Annotated in this window: 22 protein-coding genes; 10 read left to right on the plus strand and 12 right to left on the minus strand. The window is 65.2% G+C overall.

What is annotated here, in order from left to right; all coding sequences use genetic code 11:
• Positions 1-54: 54 nt before the first annotated feature.
• From JQ627_RS33460 to JQ627_RS33470, 3 genes are all read right to left on the minus strand, one after another.
• Positions 55-741 carry a glutathione S-transferase family protein gene (locus JQ627_RS33460; RefSeq protein ID WP_212488618.1) on the minus strand — a complete coding sequence of 229 codons (687 nt, stop codon included), beginning with the start codon at positions 739-741 and terminating at the stop codon, positions 55-57.
• A 132-nt stretch (positions 742-873) separates the two neighbouring features.
• Positions 874-1,200, minus strand: a complete 327-nt coding sequence (locus JQ627_RS33465; RefSeq protein WP_212488619.1) for a hypothetical protein — start codon at positions 1,198-1,200, stop codon at positions 874-876.
• A 177-nt stretch (positions 1,201-1,377) separates the two neighbouring features.
• Positions 1,378-2,508 (minus strand): site-specific DNA-methyltransferase, encoded by a 1,131-nt coding sequence (locus JQ627_RS33470; protein ID WP_283817155.1) that lies wholly within the window; start codon positions 2,506-2,508, stop codon positions 1,378-1,380.
• A 405-nt stretch (positions 2,509-2,913) separates the two neighbouring features.
• On the opposite strand from JQ627_RS33470, the gene JQ627_RS33475 reads away from it, so the two are divergent.
• Together JQ627_RS33475 and moaB are read left to right on the plus strand one after the other, a co-directional pair.
• Complete coding sequence (locus JQ627_RS33475) at positions 2,914-3,849, plus strand: neutral zinc metallopeptidase (protein WP_212488621.1); 936 nt, start codon at positions 2,914-2,916, stop codon at positions 3,847-3,849.
• Between the two features lie 189 nt (positions 3,850-4,038).
• A complete protein-coding gene (gene moaB, locus JQ627_RS33480) occupies positions 4,039-4,602 on the plus strand; it encodes a molybdenum cofactor biosynthesis protein B (protein WP_212488622.1) in 564 nt (187 codons plus the stop codon).
• Between the two features lie 395 nt (positions 4,603-4,997).
• On the opposite strand, the gene JQ627_RS33485 is transcribed toward moaB, so the two are convergent.
• The gene (locus JQ627_RS33485; RefSeq protein WP_212488623.1) at positions 4,998-5,927 is read right to left on the minus strand and encodes a helix-turn-helix domain-containing GNAT family N-acetyltransferase; all 930 of its coding nucleotides are present in this window, start codon (positions 5,925-5,927) and stop codon (positions 4,998-5,000) included.
• A 75-nt stretch (positions 5,928-6,002) separates the two neighbouring features.
• Positions 6,003-6,578: a glycosyl transferase gene (locus tag JQ627_RS33490; protein ID WP_212488624.1), complete on the minus strand. Its 576-nt coding sequence runs from the start codon at positions 6,576-6,578 to the stop codon at positions 6,003-6,005.
• A 332-nt stretch (positions 6,579-6,910) separates the two neighbouring features.
• Between JQ627_RS33490 and JQ627_RS33495 the strand changes: the two genes are divergently transcribed.
• On the plus strand, positions 6,911-7,750 hold the full coding sequence (locus JQ627_RS33495) for an RMD1 family protein (protein ID WP_212488625.1): 840 nt from the start codon (positions 6,911-6,913) through the stop codon (positions 7,748-7,750).
• 215 nt (positions 7,751-7,965) lie between these two features.
• Here the strand turns inward: JQ627_RS33495 and JQ627_RS33500 are convergent, their stop codons facing one another.
• Together JQ627_RS33500 and JQ627_RS33505 are read right to left on the minus strand one after the other, a co-directional pair.
• Positions 7,966-9,162: an acetate/propionate family kinase gene (locus JQ627_RS33500; RefSeq protein WP_212488626.1), complete on the minus strand. Its 1,197-nt coding sequence runs from the start codon at positions 9,160-9,162 to the stop codon at positions 7,966-7,968.
• A 4-nt stretch (positions 9,163-9,166) separates the two neighbouring features.
• A complete protein-coding gene (locus JQ627_RS33505; protein WP_212488627.1) occupies positions 9,167-11,554 on the minus strand; it encodes a phosphoketolase in 2,388 nt (795 codons plus the stop codon).
• Positions 11,555-11,764: 210 nt separating this feature from the next.
• On the opposite strand from JQ627_RS33505, the gene JQ627_RS33510 reads away from it, so the two are divergent.
• From JQ627_RS33510 to JQ627_RS33525, 4 genes are all read left to right on the plus strand, one after another.
• Entirely contained in the window at positions 11,765-12,928 is a 1,164-nt protein-coding gene (locus JQ627_RS33510; protein WP_212488628.1) for a PA0069 family radical SAM protein, read from the plus strand.
• A 23-nt stretch (positions 12,929-12,951) separates the two neighbouring features.
• Entirely contained in the window at positions 12,952-13,407 is a 456-nt protein-coding gene (locus JQ627_RS33515) for a VOC family protein (protein WP_212488629.1), read from the plus strand.
• A 77-nt stretch (positions 13,408-13,484) separates the two neighbouring features.
• Positions 13,485-14,336, plus strand: a complete 852-nt coding sequence (locus tag JQ627_RS33520; protein ID WP_212488630.1) for a ribonuclease HII — start codon at positions 13,485-13,487, stop codon at positions 14,334-14,336.
• Positions 14,337-14,489: 153 nt separating this feature from the next.
• Positions 14,490-15,998 (plus strand): glycosyltransferase family 39 protein, encoded by a 1,509-nt coding sequence (locus JQ627_RS33525; RefSeq protein ID WP_212488631.1) that lies wholly within the window; start codon positions 14,490-14,492, stop codon positions 15,996-15,998.
• Positions 15,999-16,125: 127 nt separating this feature from the next.
• Here JQ627_RS33525 and JQ627_RS33530 read toward each other — a convergent pair whose 3' ends face one another.
• The gene (locus JQ627_RS33530; protein ID WP_212488632.1) at positions 16,126-16,935 is read right to left on the minus strand and encodes a uracil-DNA glycosylase family protein; all 810 of its coding nucleotides are present in this window, start codon (positions 16,933-16,935) and stop codon (positions 16,126-16,128) included.
• 136 nt (positions 16,936-17,071) lie between these two features.
• Here JQ627_RS33530 and JQ627_RS33535 point away from each other — a divergent pair, with 136 nt between their 5' ends.
• The 3 genes from JQ627_RS33535 to JQ627_RS33545 all read left to right on the plus strand — a co-directional run bounded on the left by JQ627_RS33535 (position 17,072) and on the right by JQ627_RS33545 (position 21,756).
• Entirely contained in the window at positions 17,072-18,733 is a 1,662-nt protein-coding gene (locus JQ627_RS33535) for an electron transfer flavoprotein-ubiquinone oxidoreductase (RefSeq protein WP_212488633.1), read from the plus strand.
• Between the two features lie 313 nt (positions 18,734-19,046).
• Positions 19,047-20,843, plus strand: a complete 1,797-nt coding sequence (locus JQ627_RS33540) for a tetratricopeptide repeat protein (protein ID WP_212488634.1) — start codon at positions 19,047-19,049, stop codon at positions 20,841-20,843.
• 28 nt (positions 20,844-20,871) lie between these two features.
• Complete coding sequence (locus tag JQ627_RS33545; RefSeq protein WP_212488635.1) at positions 20,872-21,756, plus strand: 4-(cytidine 5'-diphospho)-2-C-methyl-D-erythritol kinase; 885 nt, start codon at positions 20,872-20,874, stop codon at positions 21,754-21,756.
• Positions 21,757-21,882: 126 nt separating this feature from the next.
• On the opposite strand, the gene JQ627_RS33550 is transcribed toward JQ627_RS33545, so the two are convergent.
• The 4 genes from JQ627_RS33550 to JQ627_RS33565 are packed head-to-tail and all read right to left on the minus strand — an operon-like array spanning position 21,883 to position 25,207.
• Complete coding sequence (locus JQ627_RS33550; RefSeq protein WP_212488636.1) at positions 21,883-22,758, minus strand: alpha/beta fold hydrolase; 876 nt, start codon at positions 22,756-22,758, stop codon at positions 21,883-21,885.
• Complete coding sequence (locus JQ627_RS33555) at positions 22,751-23,383, minus strand: LysE family translocator (protein WP_212488637.1); 633 nt, start codon at positions 23,381-23,383, stop codon at positions 22,751-22,753. The genes JQ627_RS33550 and JQ627_RS33555 overlap by 8 nt, the downstream gene beginning before the upstream one ends.
• Before the next feature lie 44 nt (positions 23,384-23,427).
• Positions 23,428-24,690 (minus strand): beta-ketoacyl-ACP synthase II, encoded by a 1,263-nt coding sequence (gene fabF / locus JQ627_RS33560; RefSeq protein ID WP_212488638.1) that lies wholly within the window; start codon positions 24,688-24,690, stop codon positions 23,428-23,430.
• A gap of 1 nt (position 24,691) precedes the next feature.
• Entirely contained in the window at positions 24,692-25,207 is a 516-nt protein-coding gene (locus JQ627_RS33565) for a helix-turn-helix domain-containing protein (protein WP_212488639.1), read from the minus strand.
• Between the last annotated feature and the right edge of the window lie 482 nt (positions 25,208-25,689).

Below are 25,689 nucleotides of genomic sequence, written 5' to 3' on the forward strand. Positions count from 1 at the left end.
CAAAAGCAAAGGTCCACGCGCATGCGCGTGGACCCGAGCCGAAGGTGTGGACGATCAGGCGACCTTGGTCGTCATGTGCTTGAACATGTTGCTGCGGGCCTCGTCGTCCATCTCGGCCTTGAAGGTGAACTTGTCCTTCAGGGCGATCGCGCGTGCGGCCGCCGGCCGCGCCGAGATCTCGTCCACCAACCGCTTCACATTCGGGTAGCGCGCAAACGCATCATCGCCGAGCTTGAACGGCACCATCCGCGCCCAGCCCCACAGCGCCATGTCGACGATCGAATAGCTGTCGCCGACCATGTAGCGGCGGCCTTTGAGGTGCGCGTCGAGAATCTTGTAGTGGCGATCGGTCTCGTACTGGTAGCGGTTATGGGCGTAGTCGTGGTTCTGGTCCTTCGGCGCAAAATGCTTGAAGTGCACGGCCTGACCCGAATACGGCCCGACGCCGGTGGCGATGAACATCAGCCATGACAGCGTCTCGCCGCGGACGTTGGCGGCGGGGAGGAACTTGCCGGTCTTCTCGGCGAGGTAGAGCAGGATGGCGTTCGAGTCGAACACGATGGTGCCGTTGTCGTCGATCGCCGGCACCTTGCCGTTCGGATTGATCTTCAGATAGTCCGGCGTGAACTGCTCGCCCGTGCGGGTGTCGATCTTGACCGGCTCGAAGGGCAGGCCGGCCTCTTCCAGATAAAGCGCGACCTTGGTCGGGTTCGGTGACCCGTTGAAATAGAATTTGAGCATCGATCATCTCCCGAGTGTCTGGTGGCCAAGAGCGAACGCAGCGTCATTGCCGCTGGCGGCCTTGTCTTGCCTGAACCTCGTCGGAGAGCGCAACCGGCGAGTTTGCCGGGCGGTATCTGCGTGGTGCGCAGATCAGCCGGCGTAACAAAGGCCGATCGCCGCCGTAATCACCATGGCCGCGCCCACGGCCTCAAGGCGCAGCCCGAGCCGGGTGGCGAGATGCATGTCGGAGGCCCGTGCCTTGCGCTCCGATCCGCGCGCATAGCCGTGCACGATGACGTCGTGATTGAAAGTGTCATGCGCCTCGTTGCTGCTGGCGAGCCCCACGCAGACCACCAGCACGCCGAAGATGGCGAGGCCGAAAAAGCCGAGCAGGGCGATCAGGAACATCGGAAACATGCCGAGCAGGAAGATCGGCAGCAGCGGCACCAGCAGCAATGTCTCGGACTGTCGTCGCATGGGAGCCGGACCGGTCAGGACGGGGGCTGATCGGTGAATTCTAGTCCTGGCCGTGGCCGCATTCAAGGAGCCGTAGGGTGGGCAAAGGCGCGAAGCGCCGTGCCCACCGCGTCGCTTGCGGCATTCTAGGTGGTGGGCACGCTTCGCTTTACCGACCCTACGGGACCGCGGAGAAAACTACTCCGCCCCCATGCCCGCGCGGATCTCGGCGCGCAGCTCGTCGATCAGCTTGAGACCCTTCTTGGTCTCGACGTGCCAGAAGGTCCAGCCGTTGCAGGCTTGCGCACCTTGCGCCACGGCGCCGATGCGATGGATCGAGCCGACCTTGTCGCCGAACATGATCGCGCCGTCGGCACGCACGAGTGCACCGAGCTTCTTCTTGGCGTCGAACAGTTTCGTGCCGGGCATGATCATGCCGCGCTCGATCAGCTCCGAGAACGCGACCCGTGGCGCTTCGCGCGCGGTCATGAACGGGGCGAGGCTTTCTTCCGGCAGCGGCTCGACCGCGGCGATGCGCGCCTCTGCCGCCCTGGCATAGGTCTTGTCGCGCTCGAAGCCGATATAGGAACGGCCGAGGCGCTTTGCGACCGCGCCGGTGGTGCCGGTGCCGTTGAAGGGATCGATCACGAGATCGCCGGGCTTTGACGACGACAGCAGCACGCGCGCGAGCAGGCCTTCCGGCTTCTGCGTCGGATGCACTTTCTTGCCGTCGGCGCCCTTGAGGCGCTCCTCGCCGGTGCATAGCGGGATCAGCCAGTCGGACCGTGCCTGCACGTCCTCGTTCGCGGCCTTCAGTGCCTCGTAGTTGAACGTGTAGCCCTTGGCCTTCTCGTCGCGCGCGGCCCAGATCATGGTCTCGTGCGCGTTGGTGAAGCGGCGGCCGCGGAAATTCGGCATCGGGTTCGACTTGCGCCAGACGATGTCGTTCAGGAGCCAGAAGCCGAGGTCCTGCATGATCGCGCCGACGCGGAAGATGTTGTGATAGGAGCCGATCACCCAGATCGTCGCCGACGGCTTCATCGCGCGGCGGGCGGCAAGCAGCCAGGCGCGGGTGAAATCGTCATAGGCGGAGAACGAATCGAACTTGTCCCAGTCGTCGTTGACGGCGTCAACGTGGGACTCGTCGGGGCGCTTCAGATCGCCCTTGAGCTGGAGATTGTAGGGTGGATCGGCGAACACGAGGTCGACCGAACCTGCCTGAAGCTTCGACATCTCGGCGACGCAATCACCGAGGATGATGCTGTGCGAAGCGGACTCAAAATTTGTGCGGGGCGCCCTTGCAGACGCCCCGCGACGCGACACTACCATGACTCAAGAACTCTGACTCAGGCGACGCTGTCGGCGACGCGGGACCAAACAACCGACTGACCGTTACAATGGAGCGGCAAAGTAAAAATCGACTTAACCCGCTGCTTTCGTGAGCAGCCCTCGCATCGCGCATTGCGCGCGTTTCGCTCTGCGCATTCGTCGTGTTTTCCAGTGTATTTCGTATTTCTTCGCGTTGCGGGAGCAGTCAGGTCCCCAAATTTCTCTCGGAAAAAATTGCACGATTCCCGGAAAAAATTGCTGCCATCGACATGCTGTCGCACTAGGCAATTTTTGCCGACCGCGATATTGATAAGTGCAACGGAAATTTTACGTATGTGGCGCGTTGAGCTTTCGCGCATCCGCGCGCCAAGAACCGCCCATCCGGGACCTTAAGGGAAAGCCGCCATGCGTTACGATGACTTTCGCCGCAGCGACGACATCGAGGATCGTCGCGATGACGGTGGTGGCATGGGCGGCGGTGGAGGCGGGTTCGGCCTGCCGATGGGCGGCGGCGGTCTAGGTATCGGTACCATCATCGTGCTCGGCCTGGTCGGCTATGCCTTCGGCATCGATCCGCGCATCCTGATCGGCGGCGCCGAGATCCTTACCGGCGGCGGCCAGGCGCCTTCCTACCAGACCGATCGTCAGTCGAGCTCGGCCAAGCGCGGCGCGCCGACCGACGAGATGGGCAGCATGATCTCCGGCATCCTCGGCGAGATCGACGACCGCTGGAGCGAGATATTCCAGGCCTCGGGCCAGTCCTACACCGGTCCGAAGGTGGTGCTGTTCCGCAACGTCACCAATGGCGGTCGCTGCGGCCGGGCAGAGTCGGCGATGGGGCCGTTCTACTGTCCGCCGGATCGTACCATCTTCCTCGACACCAGTTTCTTCCGCGAGGTCGAGACGCGCTTCCGCGGCTGCTCCGGCAAGTCCGCCTGCAACTTCACCACCGCCTACATCATCGCGCATGAGGCCGGCCATCACATCCAGAACCTGCTCGGCATCATTCCGCGCGTGACGCGGCTGCAGCAGCAGGCCGGCAGCAAGGCCGAGGCCAATGCGCTCCAGGTGAGGGTCGAATTGCAGGCCGACTGTCTGTCCGGCGTCTGGGTCAACCGCGAGTCGAAGAAGCGCCCGAATTTCCTCGAGCCCGGTGACATCGACGCCGCGCTGACCACGGCGAGCGCGATCGGCGACGATACGCTGCAGCGCCAGGCCACGGGACGCGTCGTGCCGGATTCCTTCACCCACGGCTCGGCGGCGCAACGCAAGCAGTGGTTCATGACCGGCTACCAGCAGGGTACCGTCCAGGCCTGCAACACGTTCGGCAACGGGTCGTAGCAAGCTATTAGTGGCGTCATCCTGAGGTGCTCGCCTTTTGGCGGGCCTCGAAGGATGGCGGAGTCTCCGGCCCATCCTTCGAGGCTCGCCGTGCGGTACGCTTGCACCGCACGGCGCGCACCTCCCGAGCGAACGCAAATGCGTTCGTCCGGGGATGACGGCGGTGGGTGGGAAAGAAGGTAAGTACCAATGGCCTCCATCGACGAAACGAAACAGTTCATCCCGCTCAACATCGCGGTTCTCACCGTCTCCGACACGCGTGCGCTCGCCGACGACAAGTCCGGCCAGACACTCGCCGATCGCCTCCTCGCCGCGAGCCATCATCTTGCCGCGCGCGAGATCGTCACCGACGACGTCGAGGCGATCCGCGCCGTGATCCGCCGCTGGATTGCCGACGCCGGCATCGACGTCGTCATCACCACCGGCGGCACCGGCTTCACGGGGCGCGACGTCACGCCGGAGGCGATCGAGCCGCTGTTCGAGAAGCGCATGGACGGTTTCTCGATCGCCTTCCACATGATGAGCCACGCCAAGATCGGGACGTCGACGATCCAGAGCCGCGCCACCGCCGGCGTCGCCGGCGCAACCTACATCTTCTGCCTGCCAGGCTCGCCCGGCGCCTGTCGCGACGGCTGGGACGGCATCCTCAAAGCCCAGCTCGACTACCGCACGCGTCCCTGCAATTTCGTCGAGATCATGCCAAGGCTGGACGAGCATCTGCGAAGGCCGAAGGCGCAGGGCGCAACGGTGTAAGCGCGGACGCTGAGGCTCTTTCTTCCCTTCCCCCCTTGTGGGGGAAGGTGGCATAGGCGGCCTTGGCCGCCGTTCTTAAGAGCACGCCGAAGCGAAGCTTCGGCTACGGCGCCGGATGAGGGGTATCTATCGGCGAGTGCGCTGCGAGAGAGTTGCGTCCGTGGAGACATACCCCTCACCCAAGTGAGCTTGCCTTTGCCAGCGTCGCTGCCCTCTCCCGCAAGGGGCAAGGGCACAGCAATGCGCATCGCGCCCGCTGCGCCAGTGACGATCTCTTCCGCCGCAGCGAGCCCACACCACGCGCCACAAATTCCGGTGCGCCTCCACGTGCAATCGTCGCGCCCGTCGCTTGTAGAGATCGACGAGCTCTCCCGTGATGAGCGCGTGCCGCCGCATCAGAGATCCCGCTCCCAGGTCTCGCCGACCAGATCGGCACCGAAGCTGTGGTGCTTCTCCTCCTTCAACATCTTGAAGCCCGCGCTCTGATAGATGCCGCGTGCGGCGACCAAAATGCTCTGGGTCCACAGCGTCATCCTCTTGTAGCCCCGCTCGCGAGCGCCCTGGATGCATTGCTCGACCAGCGCGCGGCCGACGCCGAGCCCCCGCGCCTTCTTCTCCACCTGCAACAGGCGCAGCTTGGCGATCTCGTCGGTGGCCTTGACCAGAAAGATCGAGCCGACCGGTTCGCCGCCGACTTCCGCGATCCAGCAGTGCTCGCGCGCGGCGTCATAGTTCTTGATGAACTGCGCACAGATCTCGGCGACCAGCGCCTCGTAGCTGATGTCCCAGTTGTAGTCCGCGGCATAGGCGGCGCCCTGCCGGGAGATGACCCAGCCCATGTCGCCGACGCGGTGGCTGCGCAGCACGACAGAAGCGGGCTGACTTCTGTGCGGCTCCAGCAAATCCTCGATGGTCGCCATGGCCTGCGTGAGTCGCGTTGCGTCGCCGGCGGACAGCCGGGCCAGCATCGCGGCGACCTCGTTTTGCGAGCCCAGGTTCAGCTTGGCGAAGGTCTGGCGGCCCTTGGCGGTGAGGCTGAGCTGGTATTGCCTGCGATCCGCGGGCAGGGGCTTTCGCGTGATCAATCCCTTCTCGTCGAAGCTTTGGACGATGCGGCTGAGATAGCCGGCGTCGAGACCAAGCTCGTTTCCGATCTCCTTTGCCGCAAGGTCGTCGCGATGTGCGAGTTCGTAGAGCACGCGGGCCTCGCTGAGCGAGAACGGGCTCTTGCCGAGATGCTGGTCCAGCACGCCGAGCTTGCGGGTATAGAAGCGGTTGAAGGCGCGAACCGCTGCGATGGGGTCGTCGGTACCGTCGATTGCCATGGAGTCACCTCAATAATTGCCATTGTCAAATAATTATTTGACTTTGGCAAGTATCTGGGGCGCGTACCGGCGGTTTCAGCCGACCATGACGATCCGGCTGCGCAGCATGGTTCGGGACGAGCGGCCGAGCCGCCGGAGCAGCTGCGCCTCGGAACGGCGGGCCTGGGGCGGGTAGCCGCCGATCCGATCGTAATGGTCACGCGCGATCAAAAGTCCCTGATCGCCGAGCGGACCGACGAATTTGCGCACCACGGTCCAGAGGACGTCGCGGAACCCGGTGTCTGCGTAGGGCGAACGTGCATAGCGGAACACCGCCGCACGATCCCGGCCGCTGGTGGCGACGGCCTGGATGAACTGGCTGGTCTCCTCGATCCAACCAGTTTCCAGCACGGCGCCGGCGGGGAGGAACATCAGCCAGGGCGAACGGGCCTGGAGCGCGCCGGCGGCAAGCGCAGCGCCTTGCGAGGAGCCCTCGAAGCCGATGAAACGGCAGCCTGCAACGTCCGCAACGCGCTCGATGACGCCGTTGCGGGTGCCGTCGACGAGAAGTACCTCGCGGATGACGCCCGCGGCGGCACCGGGTACCAGCGCGGCCAGAGTTGCGACCGCCGTCTGCTCGACGCCTTCGGTCGGTATGATGACGCTCAGCATGATTGAGGCTTCGATGTCTGCACTTCGGGAGAAGCGTAGCTTGTTATGAATGTGTCATAAACACGCCGCGTCGCCGAGTGCAACTTTTTGACGGCGCTTGGGTCCGCAATGGTAAACCACGGGCAGTCCGTCGCAGCCGAATATGTCGCGCTCGGGGTGGCGTGGTTGCTGAACGCTTCGAATGTCGTTTTCGTGAGCTTCAAACGGGGGCCTTCTCTACCGACATGATCGGGGCGAGGACGGCACGTTCGGCAAGGTTGCACCGGCAGTCTGACACAGACCTTGCGACGGGAAAAACGTGCAACGCTCGCCGCGCAAAGTGAGATGGTCCAGTGAACGCCGATCAACTTCCCGTTGGCACAACGCCAACATCGCCGAAGCCGGATGCCGCGCCGACCTTGCGGATACGCGCTGTGATGCTGGGTGAACGCATCAATCCCTCCGGGCTCGAGCTCGGGGCGCCCGTCTCCTCGACACCGGCCGCCTTTCGGGTCCATGCCGGCCTCGTCGTGATCTTCCGCTACGGTGTCGTGGTGCTGATCGGCCTCCTTCCTTCGGAGGAGAAGGTGTTGATCGACAGCCTGAAATCCCGCGTGACCGGCGAACTCAGCCCCTTCGAGGAGGAGATCGCGCAGGCGCAGCTCTGCAAGGACGAAAACGTCGAGGCAATCCAGCCCGGCGGACCGATCAATCTCTCGAAGTTTTCCGATGAACGGTTGCTGCTGATCGCGGACGCTCTTGCCAAGAGCACGTCACTCGCACGCGATGAGCGGCGCGTTGCTGCAGTCTTCGACGTGATCGAACCCTTTGCGCGGGAGCTCGCCGAGAAAGGCCGTACGTCGCGGCGGCGCAGAGGCATCTTGCAGCTCATCGGCAGTGCACTACTCGTCCAGCAGCGCGTTGCCGGCCGTGTCGCGGTTGCCGAAAAGCCCGACGCGCTCTGGGAAAAGCCACAGCTCGATCGCCTCTATGCGCGTCTCGAAGACGAGTACGAGTTGAAGGAGCGTCTCGACACGCTCGAACGCAAGCTCACGGTCATCGCGGAGACGGCCGATGCGCTGACCGACATCATCGACACCCAACGCTCGCTGCGGCTCGAGATTGCTGTCGTCGTGCTGATCTTGATCGAGGTCGCGATCGGGTGTGTTCAGATATTATCGGGGACTCACTAGGGCGTCCGTCCGCGACGAGATGCGCATGACTGTGCCCTCGCCCCTTGTGGGAGAGGGCGGCACCGTTAGAAGACACGAACTCGCTCGGGTGAGGGGTATGTCTCCGCATACTCATTTGCACATGTGAACGCGGACAGAACCCCTCATCCGGCGCTTCGCGCCACCTTCTCCCACAGGGGGAAGCCCGGAGCTGCCCGCCGCAATTCCATCTCGTGCTAGTCGGTTGGATTTTTCATCGCTCGCAGCACCGCCGCACAATGCCGCGCAATCGTCAGCTCCTCGTTGGTCGGAATGACGAACACTTCAACGGCGCTCTCGCCACTGCTGATGTGCTCGCGCGCCGCGTCGTTAGCGGCGCCATCGATGCGCACACCAAGCCAGCCGAGTCGCTCACCAATCGCACCGCGGATTTCCTTTGCATGCTCACCGATGCCGCCGGTGAAGACCAGGCCATCGAGCCCGCCCAGCGTGGTCGCCATCAGCGCGACCTGCTGTGCCGCGCGGAAATTGAAGAGTTCGACCGCCTCCTGTGCTGCAGCCTCGCGGCTCGCCAGCAGCGTGCGCATGTCCGCGGAGATGCCGGAGACGCCGAGCAGGCCTGACTCGTGATAGAGCAGGTGCTGGACATCCTCGACCGACATCTTCTCGTGCTGTTGCAGATAGAGCAGCACGCCGGGATCGATCGTGCCGCTTCGCGTACCCATCACGAGACCATCGAGGGGCGTCAGTCCCATCGTCGTGTCGACGCTGCGACCATCGCGCAATGCGCACAGGCTCGCGCCGTTGCCGAGATGCGCGATCACGGTGCGCTGGCCAACAAGCTCCGGTGCGATGTCGGCGAAACGGCCCGCGACATATTCGAACGATAAGCCGTGAAACCCGTAGCGACGGATGTCGCGCTCTTCATAGCGCCGCGGGATCGCGAAGCGGCTCGCGGGCGGCGCGATGCTGTGATGAAAGGCGGTGTCGAAGCAGGCGATTTGTGTCAGGTCGGGCCTTGTCGTCCTGATGGTGCGGACCGGTGCCAGGCAACGTGGCTGGTGCAGCGGCGCCAGCGGCGTCAGCGCCTCCAGTCTCGCATAGACGTCGTCCGTCAGCGTCACCGGGCCGCAATAGTCCGGGCCGCCATGAACGATGCGGTGACCTATGGCGCGCAAGCGGTGATCGCCAAAGTGGTCCTCGATGAAGCCGAGCACGTCGGCGAACAGATGGCCGCTGTCCGCATCGGATGCTTCCCTCCGCGTCTCGAACAGGTCGTCCCCCGCGGGACTCTTCACCACGAGCCGCGGCTTGGCCTCGTGCTCGTCGAGCAGGCCCTTGCAGAGCAGCGCAGGCTCAGTCGCCGATAGATCGAACAGGCCGAACTTGATGCTCGACGATCCCGAGTTGAGGACGAGGGCCGATGCCGTCATTACATCAACCCGTCTTGTTCGGCCAAACCCAGTCGCGCACCGCCGGCATGTCCTCGCCGTGCTCGCGCACGTAGCGCGAATGCTCGATCAGCTTGTCGCGGAATTGCTGCTTGACCTGCGCCGCCTTGGCCGCAAGCCCCGGCACCCGCTCGATCGCCTCGATCGCGAGGTGGTAGCGGTCGAGCCCGTTGAGCACGACCATGTCGAACGGCGTCGTCGTGGTGCCTTCCTCGGCAAAGCCGCGCACATGCATGCCGGCATGGTTGGTGCGGTTATAGGTCAGCCGGTGGATCAAATAGGGATAGCCGTGATAGGCGAAAATCACCGGCTTGTCCGACGTGAACAGGCTGTCGAAGTCGCGGTCGGAGAGGCCGTGCGGATGCTGCTCCTTCGGTTGCAGCGTCATCAGGTCGACGACGTTGACGACGCGGATCTTCAGGTCGGGAAGCGCCTTGCGTAGCAGGTCGACGGCAGCGAGCGTTTCCAGCGTCGGCACGTCACCGGCACAGGCCATCACCACGTCGGGCTCTTGTCCTGCGTCTTCCGTGCCGGCCCAGGTCCAGATGCCGATGCCGGCATCGCAATGCGTGGCGGCGTCCTGCATCGAGAGCCATTGCGGCGCCGGCTGCTTGCCGGCGACGATGACGTTGATGCGGTTGTAAGTGCGCAGACAATGGTCGGCGATCCACAACAGCGTGTTGGCGTCGGGCGGGAAGTAGATGCGGACGATGTCGGCCTTCTTGTTGGCGACGAGATCGACGAAACCGGGATCCTGATGGCTGAAGCCGTTATGGTCCTGCCGCCAGACGTGTGACGTCAGGAGATAGTTGAGCGAGGCGATCGGACGTCGCCATGGCAGGTGCCGCGTCACCTTCAGCCATTTGGCGTGCTGGTTGAACATGGAATCCACGATGTGGATAAAGGCCTCGTAGCAGGAGAAGAAGCCGTGACGTCCGGTGAGCAGATAGCCCTCCAGCCAACCCTGGCAGAGATGCTCGCTCAGCACTTCCATCACGCGGCCGTCCTGCGCGAGGTGCACGTCGTAAGGCTCGATCGGCTCCATCCAGACCCGTTCGGTCTCCTCGAACACGGCGTCCAGCCGATTTGACGCGGTCTCGTCCGGACCCATGATGCGGAAGTTGCGCTCTTGCGCATTGAGACGGATGACGTCGCGCAGGAATTTGCCTAGCTCGCGCGTGGCTTCGCCGGTGACGCCGCCGGGCTGCGGCACTTCGACGGCGAAGCTGCGGAAGTCCGGCAGCTTCAGCTCCTTCTTCAACAAGCCGCCATTGGCATGCGGATTGGCACCCATGCGGCGGAGGCCGTCGGGCGCCAGCACCTGAAGTTCGGGAACGAGCGCGCCATTCTCGTCGAACAGCTTTTCCGGCTCGTAGCTGCGCATCCAGTCTTCCAGAATCTTGAGATGCGCCGGATTCTCGCGGCAGCTCGCAACGGGAACCTGATGTGCGCGCCAAAAACCCTCGACCTTCTTGCCGTCGACCTCCTTCGGGCCGGTCCAGCCTTTGGGGCTGCGCAGCACGATCATCGGCCAGCGCGGCCGCTCGACGCTCTCGCGGCTGTTGCGGGTGTGCTGCTGGATCGACCGGATGCTGGCGAGCGCGACGTCGAGCGCATCGGCCATGGCCTGGTGCATCAGCTTGGGATCGTCGCCTTCGACGAACAGCGGCTCGTGGCCGAAGCCGCGGAACAGGTCGCGGATCTCCTCGTCGCGCATCCGTCCGAGCACGGTCGGGTTCGCGATCTTGTAGCCGTTGAGATGCAGGATCGGCAGCACTGCGCCGTCATGAGCGGGATTCAGGAACTTGTTCGAGTGCCAGGACGCCGCGAGCGGGCCGGTTTCGGCCTCGCCGTCGCCGACGACGCAGGCGACGATCAGGTCGGGATTGTCCAACGCCGCGCCATAGGCATGCACCAGCGCGTAACCTAGCTCGCCGCCTTCGTGGATCGAGCCCGGCGTTTCCGGCGCCGCGTGGCTCGGAATGCCGCCGGGAAAGGAGAACTGCCGGAACAGCTTACGCAATCCATCTGCGTCGCGCGCAATGTCCGGATAGATCTCGCTGTAGCTGCCTTCGAGGTAGGTGTTGGCCACCATGCCCGGGCCGCCATGGCCGGGACCGCAGACATAGAGCACGCTGATATCGAGCGCGCGGATGACGCGGTTGAGATGGGCATAGATGAAGTTCAAACCGGGCGTCGTGCCCCAATGGCCGAGCAAACGCGGCTTGATGTGCTCCGGCCGCAACGGCTCGCGCAGCAGCGGATTGTCGAGCAGGTAGATTTGCCCGACGGAGAGGTAGTTCGCGGCGCGCCAATAGCGATCGAGCAGATCGAGGTCGTTGCTCGCCGCGCGCGATTGTTGTTGATTTGTCATGTTCCTGCCGACCTTCACCCAGCGATCGTCACCAACATTGTTCCGCGACGATTGATCCCTGGCCGGCATCAGAGGGGATCGCCACGAGGAACGTGTTGCGTGAGGTCAAAGGACCGTGCCCGAAATTTGGGCGGCTACTTTGCATGGGGTTGTTTTTCAGTTTTTTGTTTGTGTTCTTGATTTGTTCCTTTGCCATGCTATCTTGGCTTCATGAGTCCAGCATCCTCTCATGCTCTCAAGCACCCGCCGGTCACGGCGCCCTCCGAGCCGGCGGGTGCGCCTTCTGACTTCCCTGAACTGGCGGTCGCCATCGACCGCCAGCGCAGGCGAGGGCGGGGCGCCCAGTCCAACGCCAGCGGCCGCTATGAGGCCGAGGCGCGCGTCGCCTTCGACGACGGCTGGCAGAGCCTTGAAGACCTGCCGCCATTCAAGACCAGTGTCGGCATCGACACCTCGCGCAAGGTGATCACCCGCAACGATTCCCCCGACATCGGGTTCGACCGCTCGATCAATCCCTATCGCGGCTGCGAGCACGGCTGCGTCTACTGCTTCGCGCGCCCGACGCACGCCTATCTCGGCCTGTCGCCGGGGCTCGACTTCGAGTCAAAGCTGTTTGCCAAGCCCGAGGCGCCTTCGCTGCTCGAGAAGGAGCTGGCCGCGACCGGCTACGAGCCGCGGATGATCGCCATCGGCACCAACACCGATCCGTATCAGCCGATCGAGCGCGAGCGAAAGATCGTGCGCGGCATTCTCGAAGTGCTGGAGCGCACCGGCCATCCCGTCGGCATCGTCACCAAGTCGGCGCTGGTCGTGCGCGACATCGACATTCTCGCGCGGATGGCCAAGCGCAACCTCGCCAAGGTCGCGATCTCGGTCACCTCGCTCGATCCGAAACTGGCGCGCACCATGGAGCCGCGCGCGGCGACGCCGCCGAAGCGGCTGGAGGCGCTGAAGCAGCTCTCGGATGCCGGCATTCCGACCACCGTGATGGTCGCGCCCGTAATCCCCGCGCTGAACGATTCCGAGATCGAGCGCATTCTCGATGCCGCTGCCCATGCCGGCGTCAAGGAAGCCTCCTACGTGCTGCTGCGGCTGCCGCTGGAGGTGCGCGATCTCTTCCGCGAATGGCTGATGGCGAACTATCCGGACCGCTACCGCCACGTCTTCACCCTGATCCGCGACATGCGCGGCGGCCGCGACTACGACGCGAAATGGGGCGAGCGGATGAAGGGTACGGGACCAATGGCCTGGACCATCGGCCGCCGTTTCGAGATCGCCTGCGACAGGCTTGGGCTGAACAAGCGGCGCTCCAAGCTGACGACGGATCACTTTGCGAGGCCGAACCGGAACGGCGATCAGCTCAGCCTGTTCTGATCGGGAAGCGGAAGAGACGTAGTATGAGTAAGGAACTCACCGTGCCGGTGCCGCGGCTCACCGTGATCACGCTGGGCGTAAGCGACATCCGCGCCAGCATCGCCTTTTATGACGCGCTCGGCTTCTCGCGTCGTTTGAAGGCGACCGGCGAGGCCGTCGCTTTCTACGATACCGGTGGTCCGGTGCTCGCCCTGTTTCACTGGGATAAACTCGCGGCAGATGCGGGATTGCCGGACAATCCGAGGCCGGTGACCTTCCGCGGCATGACGCTCGCCTGGAACTGCGCCACGCGCGACGAGGTCGATGCGGTTCTGGCCTTCGCTGTCGACAAGGGTGCCGCGCTGCTGAAAGCGGCGCATGAGACCGACTACGGCGGCTATTCCGGCTATTTCGCCGACCCCGACGGACATCCCTGGGAGGTCGTGGTCGCGCCGGGCATCGAGGTCGGTGAGGACCGGCGGGTGCATCTGGCCGAGTAGGGCGGCCGGCCTGAATAACGGGAATTGCGAAGGGTTCCCGGTTGCGTCGGCCGGGCCGCTTGCGCACGATCCCGGCCATGATTCGGGACAAGTCCACCAGGAATCCGGCCAAACACGCGCCAGAGAAGGACACGCCAAAGAAGGACGCCGCCAAGAAGGCAGCGCCTGCGAAGGCGGCCAAGCCGTCGGCCGTCAGGCAGAGAGCCATCATCGCCATTGCGCCTCCGAGCTTCCGCCGCGAGCGGGCGCTGATCAAGCGCGGCGTCTGGCCGGTTGCGGGCTGCGACGAGGCCGGCCGCGGGCCGCTCGCCGGACCCGTGGTCGCGGCCGCCGTGATTCTCGATCCCGATCGCATCCCGCGCGGCATCGATGATTCCAAGCGCCTGACGGCGGAGGAACGCGAAAAACTGTTCGACAAGATTTGCGCGACCGCTCAGGTCTCGGTTGCGGTAGCGTCGCGCTCCCGGATCGACCGCGACAACATCCTGCGCGCCTCGCTATGGGCGCTGAAGCGCGCCGTGGTGGCGCTGCCCGACTCGCCGCGTCATGTGTTTGTCGACGGCCGCGATCGGCTCGACACTGCCTGCGACTGCGAGGCCGTGATCGGCGGCGACGGTATCGTGCTGTCGATTGCGGCGGCCTCCATCGTCGCCAAGGTGACGCGCGACCGCCTGATGTGCGCGCTGGCGCAGGACTGCCCCGGCTACGGATTCGAGCAGCACAAGGGTTACGCCGTCCCCGAGCACCTCGACGCGCTCGACCGCCTCGGTCCTACCGTCCACCACCGCAGCTTCTTCGCCCCCGTCGCCGCCGCCCGCGCCAAGCATATGCCGTGGACGGTCGAGCCGGTGCGGGACTTGTTTGCGGTCTCGGAGGTCGAGGTACAGGTGGAGGCGAGCGTGCAGGTCGATGCGTCTGCGGGCCTCTAGCATTCCTTTCCCGTTGCGGCGCTCTTCGCTTCTCCCCGCTTGTGGGGAGAGGGAGAAGAGACTCAGTTGCCACGACGCGCGGCGCCCTTTATCAAAACAGATGTGAGCGAATAGGGCCGGCTGGACGGGTTGGCTGCATCTTTCGGACGTTGCATGCGGTTTACCTCCCTGGTCATCGAGCTCATTCGCGCCCGGCCGCGGCTGATCGTGTGGATCGCCGTGCTGCTCCAGGCCGCGATGTGGCTGTTCGTGGCGCTGGTGTTTTACCGCAGCCCGCCCGGTACCCTTGCGACCCTGCTGGCCTTCGGTCGCGAGTACCAGATCGGGACTGATCTGGGCCCGCCGCTACCGATCTGGCTCGCCGACATCGCCTATCGCGCCGCCGGCGGCCACGTGTTCGGCGTCTATGTGCTCGCCGAACTCTGCGAGATCGCGACTTTCGTCACGCTCTATCATCTCTCCCGCGCCGTGGTCGGCTCACAGCAGGCGGTGCTCGCCGTCCTGCTGACCATGACGGTGCTGGCCTTCTCCTCGCCGGCGCTCGACTTTGGCCCGCTGGTGCTGGCGCGGCCGCTCTGGGCGCTGCTGCTGCTGCATTCCTGGCAGATCATCGGCCAGCGCCGCGGCAATGCCTGGTTCGCCTGGTCGATCGAGGCGGGCCTCTTGCTGCTGACGACGCCCGCGGCGGTCTTTCTTCTCCTCCTACTCGTCGTCTTCGCGATCTCGACCGCCGGCGGACGCCGCACACTGCGCGCGCTCGATCCGCTGTTCGCGCTGATCGTCGTGGCCGTGCTGGCGCTGCCTTACGCGGTCTGGCTGATGCGCGCCGAGACGCTGGTCTTGCCGACCCTGCCCCAGGTTGCCGAGCTGAACGCCCGCGCACTGCACGCGGCCTGGCTGCTTGGCGGGCTCGTGCTCGGGGCCGCGGCGATCCCGGCGCTGACCTTTCTCAATGCCGGCCTGTTCGTCGCCAGGGGCGAGGAAGCGCCGATCATCTACCGGCCGCCAGCCGAGCCGCTCGCGCGCAACTTCGTCTATTTCTTCGCGCTGGCGCCAGCGCTCGGCGCGGTCCTGATCTCCGGCTTGCTCGGGCTCGAGGCCGTCGTCGGCGGCGCCGGCGTCGTGCTGGTCATGTCGGGCCTCGCCGTGGTCGTGGCGGCTGGCGACCTCATCGCGATGCGCCGCGCGCGGATGGTGCGGACGGTGTGGGCTGCCGCCGTCGTGGCGCCCGCAGCCGGCGTCGTGCTCGCCGTGCTGTTCCTGCCCTGGACCGGCGCCAACGAGATTGCGACCTCGATGCCGGCGCGCGCGATCTCGGATTTCTTCGACGAGAGCTTTGCCCGCCGCACCAATCATCGCCTGCGCGCGGTTGCCGGCGAGACCCAGCTTGCGAGCCTGATCACGCTGCATTCCGGCCGGCCACATCTCTTCATCGATGCACAGCCCGCGCGCACGCCGTGGATGTCGCAGGCCAAATTCAGCGAGACCGGCGGCGTCGTGGTCTGGCGCGCCTCCGACACCGCCGGCACCCCGCCGCCGGAAATCCTCGCGCGCTTTCCCGGCATCGTCCCGGAAGTCCCGCGCGCCTTCGAATGGCTGGTCACCGGCCGCCAGCAGCTCCTGCGCATCGGCTGGGCCATCGTGCGGCCGAAGGGGACGTAGGTCGGGCGCGTACTCTCTCCGTTCGTCATTGCGAGCGCAGCGAAGCAATCCAGAATCTTTCCGCGGATAGTCTGGATTGCTTCGTCGCTTCGCTCCTCGCAATGACGGGGAGGGAGCGCTCAGCCCCTCACGCGCCCGCCAGCACCTTCGCGATCGCGCGCAGATCCTGCCAGGCCAGGCGCTTGTACGATGGCGAGCGCAACAGATAGGCCGGGTGAAACGTCGGCAGTGCGCGGATGGTGCGCTGGCCGGTCTGGTACTCGAACCAGCGCCCGCGGGTGCGCATGATGCCTTCGCGCGTCGACAGCAGCGTCTGCGTCGAGGGATTGCCGAGCGTCACCAGCACGTCGGGATTCACCAGCTCGATCTGGCGCTGGATGAAGGGCAGGCACACTTGCGTCTCTTGCGGCGTCGGCGTGCGGTTGCCGGGCGGCCGCCAGGGAATCACGTTGGCGATGTATGCGGTGGTGCGGTTGAGGCCTATGGCCCCTATCATCAAATCGAGCAGCTTGCCGCTGCGCCCGACGAAAGGCAGCCCTTCGATGTCCTCGTCGCGGCCCGGCGCCTCGCCGACGAACATGATGCGTGCCTGCGGATTGCCGTCGGCGAACACCAGCCGCGTCGCGGTGTGTTTCAGCGCGCAGCCTTCAAAACCCTGCATCAGCTCGCGCAGTGCCTCCAGCGTCGGCGCGGTGCGCGCGGCCTCGCGCGCCGAGGCGATCGCGATGTCTGGCGCAGGTGCCGCTTCGCCGCGCATGACCGCCGGTGCGGCGACAGGACGTGGCGCCTCGATGGGAGGTGCGGCGCGCGGGGGCGGAGGCGGGGCATCCAATTCCGCCAGGCGGTCGATCGGTTCCTCCGCGAGCGCGCAGTCGACACCGGCCTCCAGATAGAAGGCGAGAAGCTCTCGGACGGTGGGCGCGGGCTCGGGGGTCATTTGGAAAGTCAGACTATTAGTTCATCTTAGGCCGCCTTGCATCCCAGCGGAACGCATTTCCGTGGTTGTCCTACCCGGAAAAATCGGAAACAAGGGAGCGCAAATGACGAGGAACCGTCTCAAGGGCTGAGATCAGATGAGCACCGAAGAACTTCCCCCGCGCGAATCCATGGAATTCGACGTCGTCATCGTCGGCGCCGGCCCCTCAGGCCTGGCGGCTGCGATCCGGCTGAAGCAGCTCAACGCCGATCTCAACGTCGTCGTGGTGGAGAAGGGCTCCGAGGTCGGCGCGCATATTCTTTCCGGCGCCGTGATCGATCCGGCCGGGCTCGACAAGCTGATTCCGGACTGGCGCGAGGATTCCGACTGTCCGCTGAAGACGCAGGTCAAGGACGATCGCTTCTACTGGATGACGGCCGGCGGCGCGATCAAGCTGCCGAACTTCATCATGCCGCCGCTGATGGACAACCATCACTGCTATATCGGCTCGCTCGGCAATGTCTGCCGCTGGCTGGCACGCAAGGCCGAGGCGCTTGGCGTCGAGATCTATCCGGGCTTTGCCGCAGCCGAAGTGCTCTATGACGAGCAGGGTGCGGTGAAGGGCATCGCAACCGGCGACATGGGCATCGGCCGCGACGGCAAGCCGAAGGACTCCTTTACCCGTGGCATGGAATTGCTCGGCAAGTACACGCTGTTCGCCGAAGGCGCACGCGGCAGTCTGACCAAGCAGCTGATCGCGAAGTTCGCACTCGATTCGAAGAGCGAGCCGCCGAAGTTCGGCATCGGCCTCAAGGAAGTCTGGCAGATCGATCCCGCCAAGCACCAGAAGGGCATGATCCAGCATTCATTCGGCTGGCCGCTCGACCTGAAGACCGGCGGCGGCTCGTTCCTCTATCACTATGACGACAATCTCGTCGCGGTTGGCTTCGTCGTGCATCTCAATTACGACGATCCGTATCTGTCGCCGTTCGACGAGTTCCAGCGCTTCAAGACCCATCCGTCGATCCGCGGCGTGTTCGAGGGCGGCAAGCGGCTCGCCTATGGCGCGCGCGCCATCACCGAGGGCGGCTATCAGTCGGTGCCAAAACTCAGCTTCCCCGGCGGCGCGCTGGTCGGCTGTGCGGCGGGCTTCGTCAACGTGCCCCGCATCAAGGGCGTGCACAATGCGATGGGCACCGGCATGTTAGCTGCCGAGCATGTCGCGGCCGCGCTCGCCGCCGATCGCGCCAACGACGAGATCGTCGACTACGAGAACGCCTGGCGTTCCTCGTCGGTCGGCAAGGATCTGTTCCTGGTCCGCAACGTCAAGCCGCTGTGGTCGAAGTTCGGCACCGTGCTCGGCGTCGCACTCGGCGGTTTCGACATGTGGTGCAACACGCTGTTCGGCGCCTCGCTGTTCGGCACCCAGTCGCATGCGAAGCCCGATCGCGCCACGCTCGATCCGGCGAAGAGCCACGCGCCGAAGAACTACCCGAAGCCGGACGGCAAGATCTCGTTCGACAAGCTCTCGTCGGTATTCCTGTCCAACACCAACCATGAGGAGGACCAGCCGGTCCATCTCAAGGTCACGGATATGAACCTCCAGAAGACGTCCGAGCACGACGTCTTCGCCGGTCCCTCGAATCGCTATTGCCCGGCCGGGGTCTATGAGTGGGTCGAAGAAGGCTCGAGCCCGCGCTTCCAGATCAATGCCCAGAACTGCGTCCACTGCAAAACCTGCGACGTGAAGGACCCCAACGGCAACATTACCTGGGTTCCGCCGGAGGGCGGTGGCGGTCCGAACTACGAGGCGATGTAAGCCGGGATTATCGGCCAAAGCGCTCAAGCCGGGGCCTGTGTGACGTGCCCCCGGCATTGTGACGCACGTTCGCGTGAGAACCGGGCTCCTGCGGCGGCCTGCGGCCACGATAAGGCCATACTGGCAGCGCCTTGGGGCGTTGTCGGCCGGTTTGGGGCGTGCGGAGGGGGCGCATCCCCGAATCCTTGCGGTGAAGCGCCAAAAGCGGCATTGTCGGCCCGACGGTTCCGGGTCCCCATGCCACCGGCCGCGTTCGCATGCGATACGGCCTACTGCTGCAAACCCAGGCACTACAACTCAAGGCGAGCCCCTGATGTTCTCAAATCGTTTCAACCGCTGGACTGTTGCCGCCATCGCCCTCATGGGCACAGCGATCGCGACGGTCCCCGGCGCGGTCCTGGCGCAGACGCCGGATCATCCGTCCGATACGGCGGCGCAATTTCCGACCCGGAACGATCTGAAGTCGCTGACGACCTCCGGCAGCTATCTCGCTGCCCGCCACGCCAGCGTCGAGCGCGATGCCGCCTCGGCCGCCGCCTTCTACCGCTCGGCGCTCCGCACCGATCCCAAGAACAACGAGCTGCTCGATCGCGCCTTCATCTCGTCGGTTGCCGACGGTGACATCGATGAGGCCGTCAAGCTCGCCGAGCGCATCCTCACCATCGACAAGACCAACCGCGTCGCGCGTCTCGTCGTCGGGGTGCACGATCTCAAGATGAAGAAATACGCGACCGCGCAAACCAACATCAACCAGTCGATCCGCGGTCCGATCACCGATCTCGTCGCCACGCTGCTGTCGGGCTGGGCCGCCTATGGCGCGGGCGATGCCAAGGGCGGCGTCGCCACCATCGACAAGCTCGCCGGTCCGGAATGGTATCCGCTGTTCAAGGACCTCCATGCCGGCATGATCCTGGAGCTCTCCGGCAAGGAGAAGGACGCCGGCACCCGCTTCGAGCGCGCCTACAAGCTCGACGATTCCATGCTGCGCGTCACCGAGGCCTATGCGCGCTGGCTGTCGCGCAACAAGGATTCAGCGGCCGCGATCACCGTCTACCAGGCTTTCGACAAGAAGCTCGCCCGCCATCCGCTGATCATGGAAGGCCTACGCGACACCAAGGCCGGCAAGAAGATGCCGCCGCTGGCCGACTCTGCGCAAGCCGGCGCCGCCGAAGCGCTCTACGGCATCGGTGCCACGCTGACCCGCCGCGGCGGCGAGGATCTGGCGCTGGTCTATCTCCAGCTCTCGCTCTACCTCCAGCCGACCCATCCGCTCGCGCTGCTCTCGCTCGCCGATCTCTATGAATCGGTGAAGCGGCCGCAGATGGCGATCAAGGTTTATGAGCGGGTGCCCGCGACCTCGCCGTTGAAGCGCAATGCGCAGATCCAGCTCGCCATCGATCTGGATTCCGCCGACCGCACCGACGAGGCGATCAAGATCCTCAAGGGCGTCACATCAGACGATTCCAAGGATCTCGAAGCCATCATGGCGCTCGGCAATATCGAGCGCGGCCGCAAGAAGTTCGGCGATTGCGGCGCGACCTATTCGCGGGGCGTCGACGTGCTGCCGCCCGGCAACGACAAGGCCAACAGCGTCTGGTATTATTATCGCGGCATCTGCGAGGAGCGCTCCAAGGAGTGGGGCAAGGCCGAAGCCGACATGAAGAAGGCGCTCGAGCTCCAGCCCGACCAGCCGCATGTCCTCAACTATCTCGGCTATTCTTGGATCGACCAGGGCGTGAATCTCGACGAAGGCATGAAGATGATCAAGCGCGCCGTCGAGCAGCGTCCCGACGACGGCTACATCGTCGACTCCCTCGGCTGGGCCTATTACCGCATCGGCAATTACGAGGAGGCGGTGAAGAACCTCGAGCGCGCGATCGACCTCAAGCCCGAGGATCCCACCATCAACGATCACCTTGGCGACGCCTATTGGCGCGTCGGCCGCACGCTGGAAGCCAAATTCCAGTGGTCGCATGCCCGCGATCTCAAGCCCGAGCCGGATGACCTTCCGAAGATCGAGGCCAAGATCGCCAACGGTCTCACCGACGACAATTCGAACTCTTCGGCGGCGCAGGCCGAGAAGAAGAAGGACGACGGCAAGGGCGGCTAGTCTGAGTGAAGTTGGGGGCGTGTCGCCAATGCCGGCGTTGATTGAAGAGGGGCGCGCGAAGGTCAATCTGAGCCTTCGCGTGGTGGGCCGTCGTGCCGACGGCTATCATGATCTCGAAAGCGTGGTCGCGTTTGCCGACTGCGCGGACCGGCTGACGCTGGAGCCGGGCGGCGAGCTGAAGCTCGTCACCACCGGGCCGCTGGCCGCGGCCTGCGGCGATACCGCGGACAATCTCGTGTTCAAGGCCGCCGAGCTTCTGGCCGAAGCCGTACCGAACCTGAAGCTGGGCGCCTTCGCGCTCGACAAGGTGCTCCCGGTCGCGGCCGGTATCGGTGGCGGCTCGGCGGATGCCGCGGCGGCGCTGCGGCTGCTGGCGCGCCTCAACAACCTGTCGCTCGATGATCCCCGCCTTCAGAAGGTGGCGCTGGCGACCGGAGCCGACGTGCCGGTGTGCCTGTTCTCGCGCGCCTGCGACATGACCGGCGTCGGCGAGCAGCTGCTGCCGCTCGCGCTGCCGAGCATGCCCTGCGTGATGGTCAATCCGCGCGTGCCTGTTGCCACCAAGGACGTGTTCCAGGAACTGGGCCTGCGCAACGGCGAATTGCTGGTTGGCGCCACCTCCGTCCTCGACGCCCCGGCATGGCCGGACGAGGGCGCCTCTATTGCCGATTGGGTCGACGTTCTCGAAACCGTGGCCAACGATCTCGAAGCGCCTGCGTTGCGGATCGAGTCTGTCATCGGCGAGGTGCTGGAAGCCTTGCGTGACTCCGCTGGGGTCAAGCTCGCGCGCATGTCGGGCTCGGGCGCGACTTGCTTTGCGATCTACGGCGCGCCCGCCGATGCTCATGCCGCCGCCGAGCAGATCCGCCGCGACCACTCCGGCTGGTGGGTGCATTCGGGGACGCTGAGCTAGGTCTTTCCCCGACGACGGTGCCCGTAGGGTGGGCAAAGCGAAGCGTGCCCACCAAGCTTATTGTCGCAATCTGGCTCCGTGGTGGGCACGGCGCCTTGCGCCTGTGCCCAACCTACGGCAGCGGAGCTAGCTGCTCTCTTCGGCCAGCCCGAGGAACCGCCGGATCTCACCAAGCACCTCTTGCGGCTTGTCATGCTGCAGCCAGTGTCCGGCGCCGGCGATGGTCTCGACGCGCGCCTGCGGGAAGTAGCGCTCCAGGCCTGCCGCCTTTGCACCAGCCAGAAAGCTTTCACCGGCATTCAGCAGCAGCGTCGGACAGGTGATGCGCGACCACAGCGCGACGTGGTCGTCCGGCCACAGCCGGTGCGGCGCGCTGGCGCGCTGGTACGGATCGAACTTCCAGCTATAGGTGCCGTCCTCGTTCTGCCGCGCGCCGTAGGTGGCGAGATGCAGCGCGAGGTCGCGGGACAGCCGCTTGTTGTGAAGCACCATCTGCGCGGCCGCGTCCGCGAGGGTCGAATAGCGGCGCGGCGTGCGGTCGTGCAGCTTGTCGAGCTGGCTGGCCCATTTGCTGATGCGCTCATGCGTCGGCGGCTTCGGCGTATCCGGCAGCATGGTCACGCCATCGAGCACGACCAGCTTCGAGACCAGCTCGGGGAATGAGCCTGAAAAGATCAGGCTCACCATGCCGCCCATCGAATGGCCGATGAGGGTCACCTGAGGCGCGGCGACAACACGGATGAGCTGCGCGAGATCGTAGACATACTCGGTCAGCGCGTAGCTGCCGCCTCTGGTCCAGTCGGAATCGCCGTGACCGCGCAGATCGGGCGCGAGCACGTGAAAATGCGGCTGAAGCGAGCGGGCGATGAGGTCCCAGCTCCGGCAATGATCGCGGCCGCCGTGGACCAGGATGGCGACGGGCGCGTCGTCATTGCCCCAATCGGCATAGTGCAGCCGCAGGTCGTGTGACTCATAGAAGCGGCTTTGCGGGGCGCTATCCATTTGCCGGCCGCCGCGCCAGCGCGAGGGAGAGGCCGAGGCCCGCGATGAAGACGCCGGAGCCTTGCGTGAGGCGCCGCATGAGATGCGGCCTGCCAATCAGCTGCGTGCGTGTCGCCGAGGCCATCAGCACGACGACGACATCGGCGAGCGTGTTCAGCGCCACCGAGATCGAACCGAGCACGATGAATTGCAGCGTGATGTTGGATCCCGCGGCATCGAGGAACTGCGGAATGAAGGCGAGGAAGAATGCGGCGGTCTTCGGGTTCAGCGCCTCGACCAGCACGCCGTCGCGAAAGGCGCGCTTGTCACCGGCGGGCTCGCTGTCGAGCGACAGCGCGCGACCGGCGCCGCGAAACGTCTTGATGCCGAGCCAGACCAGATAGAGCGCGCCGACGAATTTCACGGCGGCGAACAGCTCCGCACTGGCAAGGATGATCGCGGAGATGCCAAGGCTGCCCGCGGCGACATGAACCAGCCCGCCCAGCGCCGTGCCGGCGGTTGACGCAAAACCGCTGGCGCGTCCTTCGGACAAGGTCCGTGCTGCGACGTAGAAAATACCGGGGCCGGGAACGGCGGCGATGAGACAAGCTGCGGCCAGGAACAGCCAGAAATTCGTTTCAATCATCCCGTTTTGGTAACGAAGCGTGCTGCGATTGCAAGGCCTCTTGTTTAGCCCATCCGGCGGAAGATCACGCTGGCATTCACCCCGCCGAAACCAAAGCCATTGGAGATGGCGTTGAGCATCGGCAGCGGTCGCGCGCTGCCTGAGACGATGTCAATGCCGTCCCCTCCCGGGTCGGGGTTTTCGAGATTGAGCGTCGGCGGCGCAATCTGGTCGCGCAGGGCGAGCACGGTGAAGATCGCTTCCAGACCACCGGCGGCGCCAAGCAGATGGCCGGTGGCCGATTTGGTCGCGCTGACGGTAATGCCGCGGTTGCGGCCGAACAGCGCGCCGATCGCGCCAAGCTCGCTCTCGTCGCCGGCCGGCGTCGAAGTTGCGTGCGCGTTGAGGTGCTGCAAATCTGCCGGCGCGAGGTTCGCCTGGCGAAGCGCGATCTCCATCGCGCGGCGGGCACCGTCGCCATCGGGCGGCCCCGACGTCATGTGATAGGCATCCGCCGTCGTGCCGTATCCAACGACCTCCGCGATCGGCGTGGCGCCGCGCGCCAGCGCATGCTCCAGCTCCTCGATCACCAGGATGCCCGCACCTTCGCCCATGACAAAGCCGTCGCGGTCGCGATCGAACGGGCGCGAGGCGCGCGCGGGCTCATCGTTGAAGCCGCTCGACAGCGCGCGTGCCGCCGCAAAGCCGCCGAGGCTGACGATGTCGATGCAGGCCTCGGCGCCGCCGCAGATCGCGACATCGGCCTCGCCGGCGCGGATCATGCGCGCGGCGTCGCCGATCGCCTGCACGCCGGCTGCGCACGCGGTGACAGGCGTGCCTAGCGCGCCCTTGTAGCCGTATTTGATCGAGACGTGGCCCGCGGCGAGATTGGCGAGGAACGAGGGGATCGTGAACGGCGAGAGCCGGCGCGCGCCGCGCCGCTCGGTGATGCGCACCGCCTCCGCCATTGCCGGGAAACCGCCGACGCCCGAGGCAATGATCGTCGCAGTTCTCTCCAACGTCGCAGCGTCCTGCGTCGTCCATTTGGCCTGCGCGACCGCTTCTGCGGTGGCGAGCAGGGCGAACAGGATGAAGCGGTCCATCTTGCGCTGGTCTTTTGGCGCGGCGGCCTGTGCGGGATCGAAACCTCCGTCCGCATCGTCGGCCTTGTCGGGCACGAGACCGGCGATGCGCGCGGGCAGTGCCTGGGCCCATTCCGGCAGGGGACGCAGCCCGCTTTGACCGGCCAGCAGCCGGCGCCAGGACAGTTCAACACCGCAGCCGAGCGGCGACACCGCGCCCATTCCCGTCACGACGATACGACGCATGTCAGTCTCCAGCCGGCGCGACGGCCGGATTCATGGCTTTGAGCGAAGCCAGCCGCGCGCGCATCCCGCGGCTGGCGCGGGGGCCTGCGATGACGACCGTATTGGCGAGCGTGATCGGACGCATATCGGCCGCGTCGACCACGACCGGATCGAACGGGCGAACGTCGCTACGGTTCGCCAGCACGATGGATTCGCCCTTCGGCGCGAGATGCTTGTTGCCCCAGGCCAGCAGTGCCACGACCACAGGGAAGAAATCCCGCGCCTTCTCCGTCAGCACATATTCGTACCGCGGCGGCCGTTGCTGATAGCGGCGGCGGACGAACATGCCGCTCTCGGTGAGATGGGCAAGGCGCCGCGACAGGATGTTCGGCGCGATGCCGAGGCCTTGCGAGAATTCGTCGAACCGCGTCGTGCCCTGGAAGGCATCCCGCAAGATCAGGATGCTCCACCATTCGCCGACCGTCTCAACGGTGCGGCCGACCGGGCATTCGAGGATGGAGGGGGATTTGGGCTGCATGGCTGGAGCGTAGGTTAGTGACTTGCAAAATGCAAGTTACCGAGGAGCGGATGTAAAGGCGCGTTTGGTGAGAACGCCGTGGTCGGGTTAGTGGCGGGATGTGCGGCAGCGACCTGCGCAAATGCTCTCCTGCCCCGGACGCAGCGCAGCGCCTCTCGGCGGTGCGCTGCAGAGCCGGGGCCCAATTTGCTGATCGCTGCGTGTCGCGTGGATCCCGGCTCTGCGCAGCAGCGTTTCACGCTGCAGCGCGTCCGGGACAAGAGAGAGAATGCGTCGCTGCCTGGCTCTTCGTCATTGCGAGCACAGCGAAGCAATCCAGAGTCTTGCCGCGGTGACAGACTGGATTGCTTCGCTGTGCTCGCAATGACGATGTTGATGCAGCGTGCGCATATCCATCACCGTCACCCTTGTAAGTCATGTTGCGCCGGATCGGCTAGAGTGTCCGGTGCGGTAACGGACGGGAGACCGCTTCATCCAAGGGC

Origin of the sequence: Bradyrhizobium liaoningense (assembly GCF_018130785.1) — a bacterium.
GTDB classification, from domain to species: domain Bacteria; phylum Pseudomonadota; class Alphaproteobacteria; order Rhizobiales; family Xanthobacteraceae; genus Bradyrhizobium; species Bradyrhizobium liaoningense_A.

Bases quoted from the DNA above. Each gene is read 5' to 3' on its own strand.
- JQ627_RS33460 (WP_212488618.1), bottom strand. From the start codon at position 741: ATGCTCAAATTCTATTTCAACGGGTCACCGAACCCGACCAAGGTCGCG.
- JQ627_RS33465 (WP_212488619.1), bottom strand. From the start codon at position 1,200: ATGCGACGACAGTCCGAGACATTGCTGCTGGTGCCGCTGCTGCCGATC.
- JQ627_RS33470 (WP_283817155.1), bottom strand. From the start codon at position 2,508: ATGGTAGTGTCGCGTCGCGGGGCGTCTGCAAGGGCGCCCCGCACAAAT.
- JQ627_RS33475 (WP_212488621.1), top strand. From the start codon at position 2,914: ATGCGTTACGATGACTTTCGCCGCAGCGACGACATCGAGGATCGTCGC.
- moaB (WP_212488622.1), top strand. From the start codon at position 4,039: ATGGCCTCCATCGACGAAACGAAACAGTTCATCCCGCTCAACATCGCG.
- JQ627_RS33485 (WP_212488623.1), bottom strand. From the start codon at position 5,927: ATGGCAATCGACGGTACCGACGACCCCATCGCAGCGGTTCGCGCCTTC.
- JQ627_RS33490 (WP_212488624.1), bottom strand. From the start codon at position 6,578: ATGCTGAGCGTCATCATACCGACCGAAGGCGTCGAGCAGACGGCGGTC.
- JQ627_RS33500 (WP_212488626.1), bottom strand. From the start codon at position 9,162: ATGACGGCATCGGCCCTCGTCCTCAACTCGGGATCGTCGAGCATCAAG.
- JQ627_RS33505 (WP_212488627.1), bottom strand. From the start codon at position 11,554: ATGACAAATCAACAACAATCGCGCGCGGCGAGCAACGACCTCGATCTG.
- JQ627_RS33510 (WP_212488628.1), top strand. From the start codon at position 11,765: ATGAGTCCAGCATCCTCTCATGCTCTCAAGCACCCGCCGGTCACGGCG.
- JQ627_RS33515 (WP_212488629.1), top strand. From the start codon at position 12,952: ATGAGTAAGGAACTCACCGTGCCGGTGCCGCGGCTCACCGTGATCACG.
- JQ627_RS33520 (WP_212488630.1), top strand. From the start codon at position 13,485: ATGATTCGGGACAAGTCCACCAGGAATCCGGCCAAACACGCGCCAGAG.
- JQ627_RS33525 (WP_212488631.1), top strand. From the start codon at position 14,490: ATGCGGTTTACCTCCCTGGTCATCGAGCTCATTCGCGCCCGGCCGCGG.
- JQ627_RS33530 (WP_212488632.1), bottom strand. From the start codon at position 16,935: ATGACCCCCGAGCCCGCGCCCACCGTCCGAGAGCTTCTCGCCTTCTAT.
- JQ627_RS33535 (WP_212488633.1), top strand. From the start codon at position 17,072: ATGAGCACCGAAGAACTTCCCCCGCGCGAATCCATGGAATTCGACGTC.
- JQ627_RS33540 (WP_212488634.1), top strand. From the start codon at position 19,047: ATGTTCTCAAATCGTTTCAACCGCTGGACTGTTGCCGCCATCGCCCTC.
- JQ627_RS33545 (WP_212488635.1), top strand. From the start codon at position 20,872: ATGCCGGCGTTGATTGAAGAGGGGCGCGCGAAGGTCAATCTGAGCCTT.
- JQ627_RS33550 (WP_212488636.1), bottom strand. From the start codon at position 22,758: ATGGATAGCGCCCCGCAAAGCCGCTTCTATGAGTCACACGACCTGCGG.
- JQ627_RS33555 (WP_212488637.1), bottom strand. From the start codon at position 23,383: ATGATTGAAACGAATTTCTGGCTGTTCCTGGCCGCAGCTTGTCTCATC.
- fabF (WP_212488638.1), bottom strand. From the start codon at position 24,690: ATGCGTCGTATCGTCGTGACGGGAATGGGCGCGGTGTCGCCGCTCGGC.
- JQ627_RS33565 (WP_212488639.1), bottom strand. From the start codon at position 25,207: ATGCAGCCCAAATCCCCCTCCATCCTCGAATGCCCGGTCGGCCGCACC.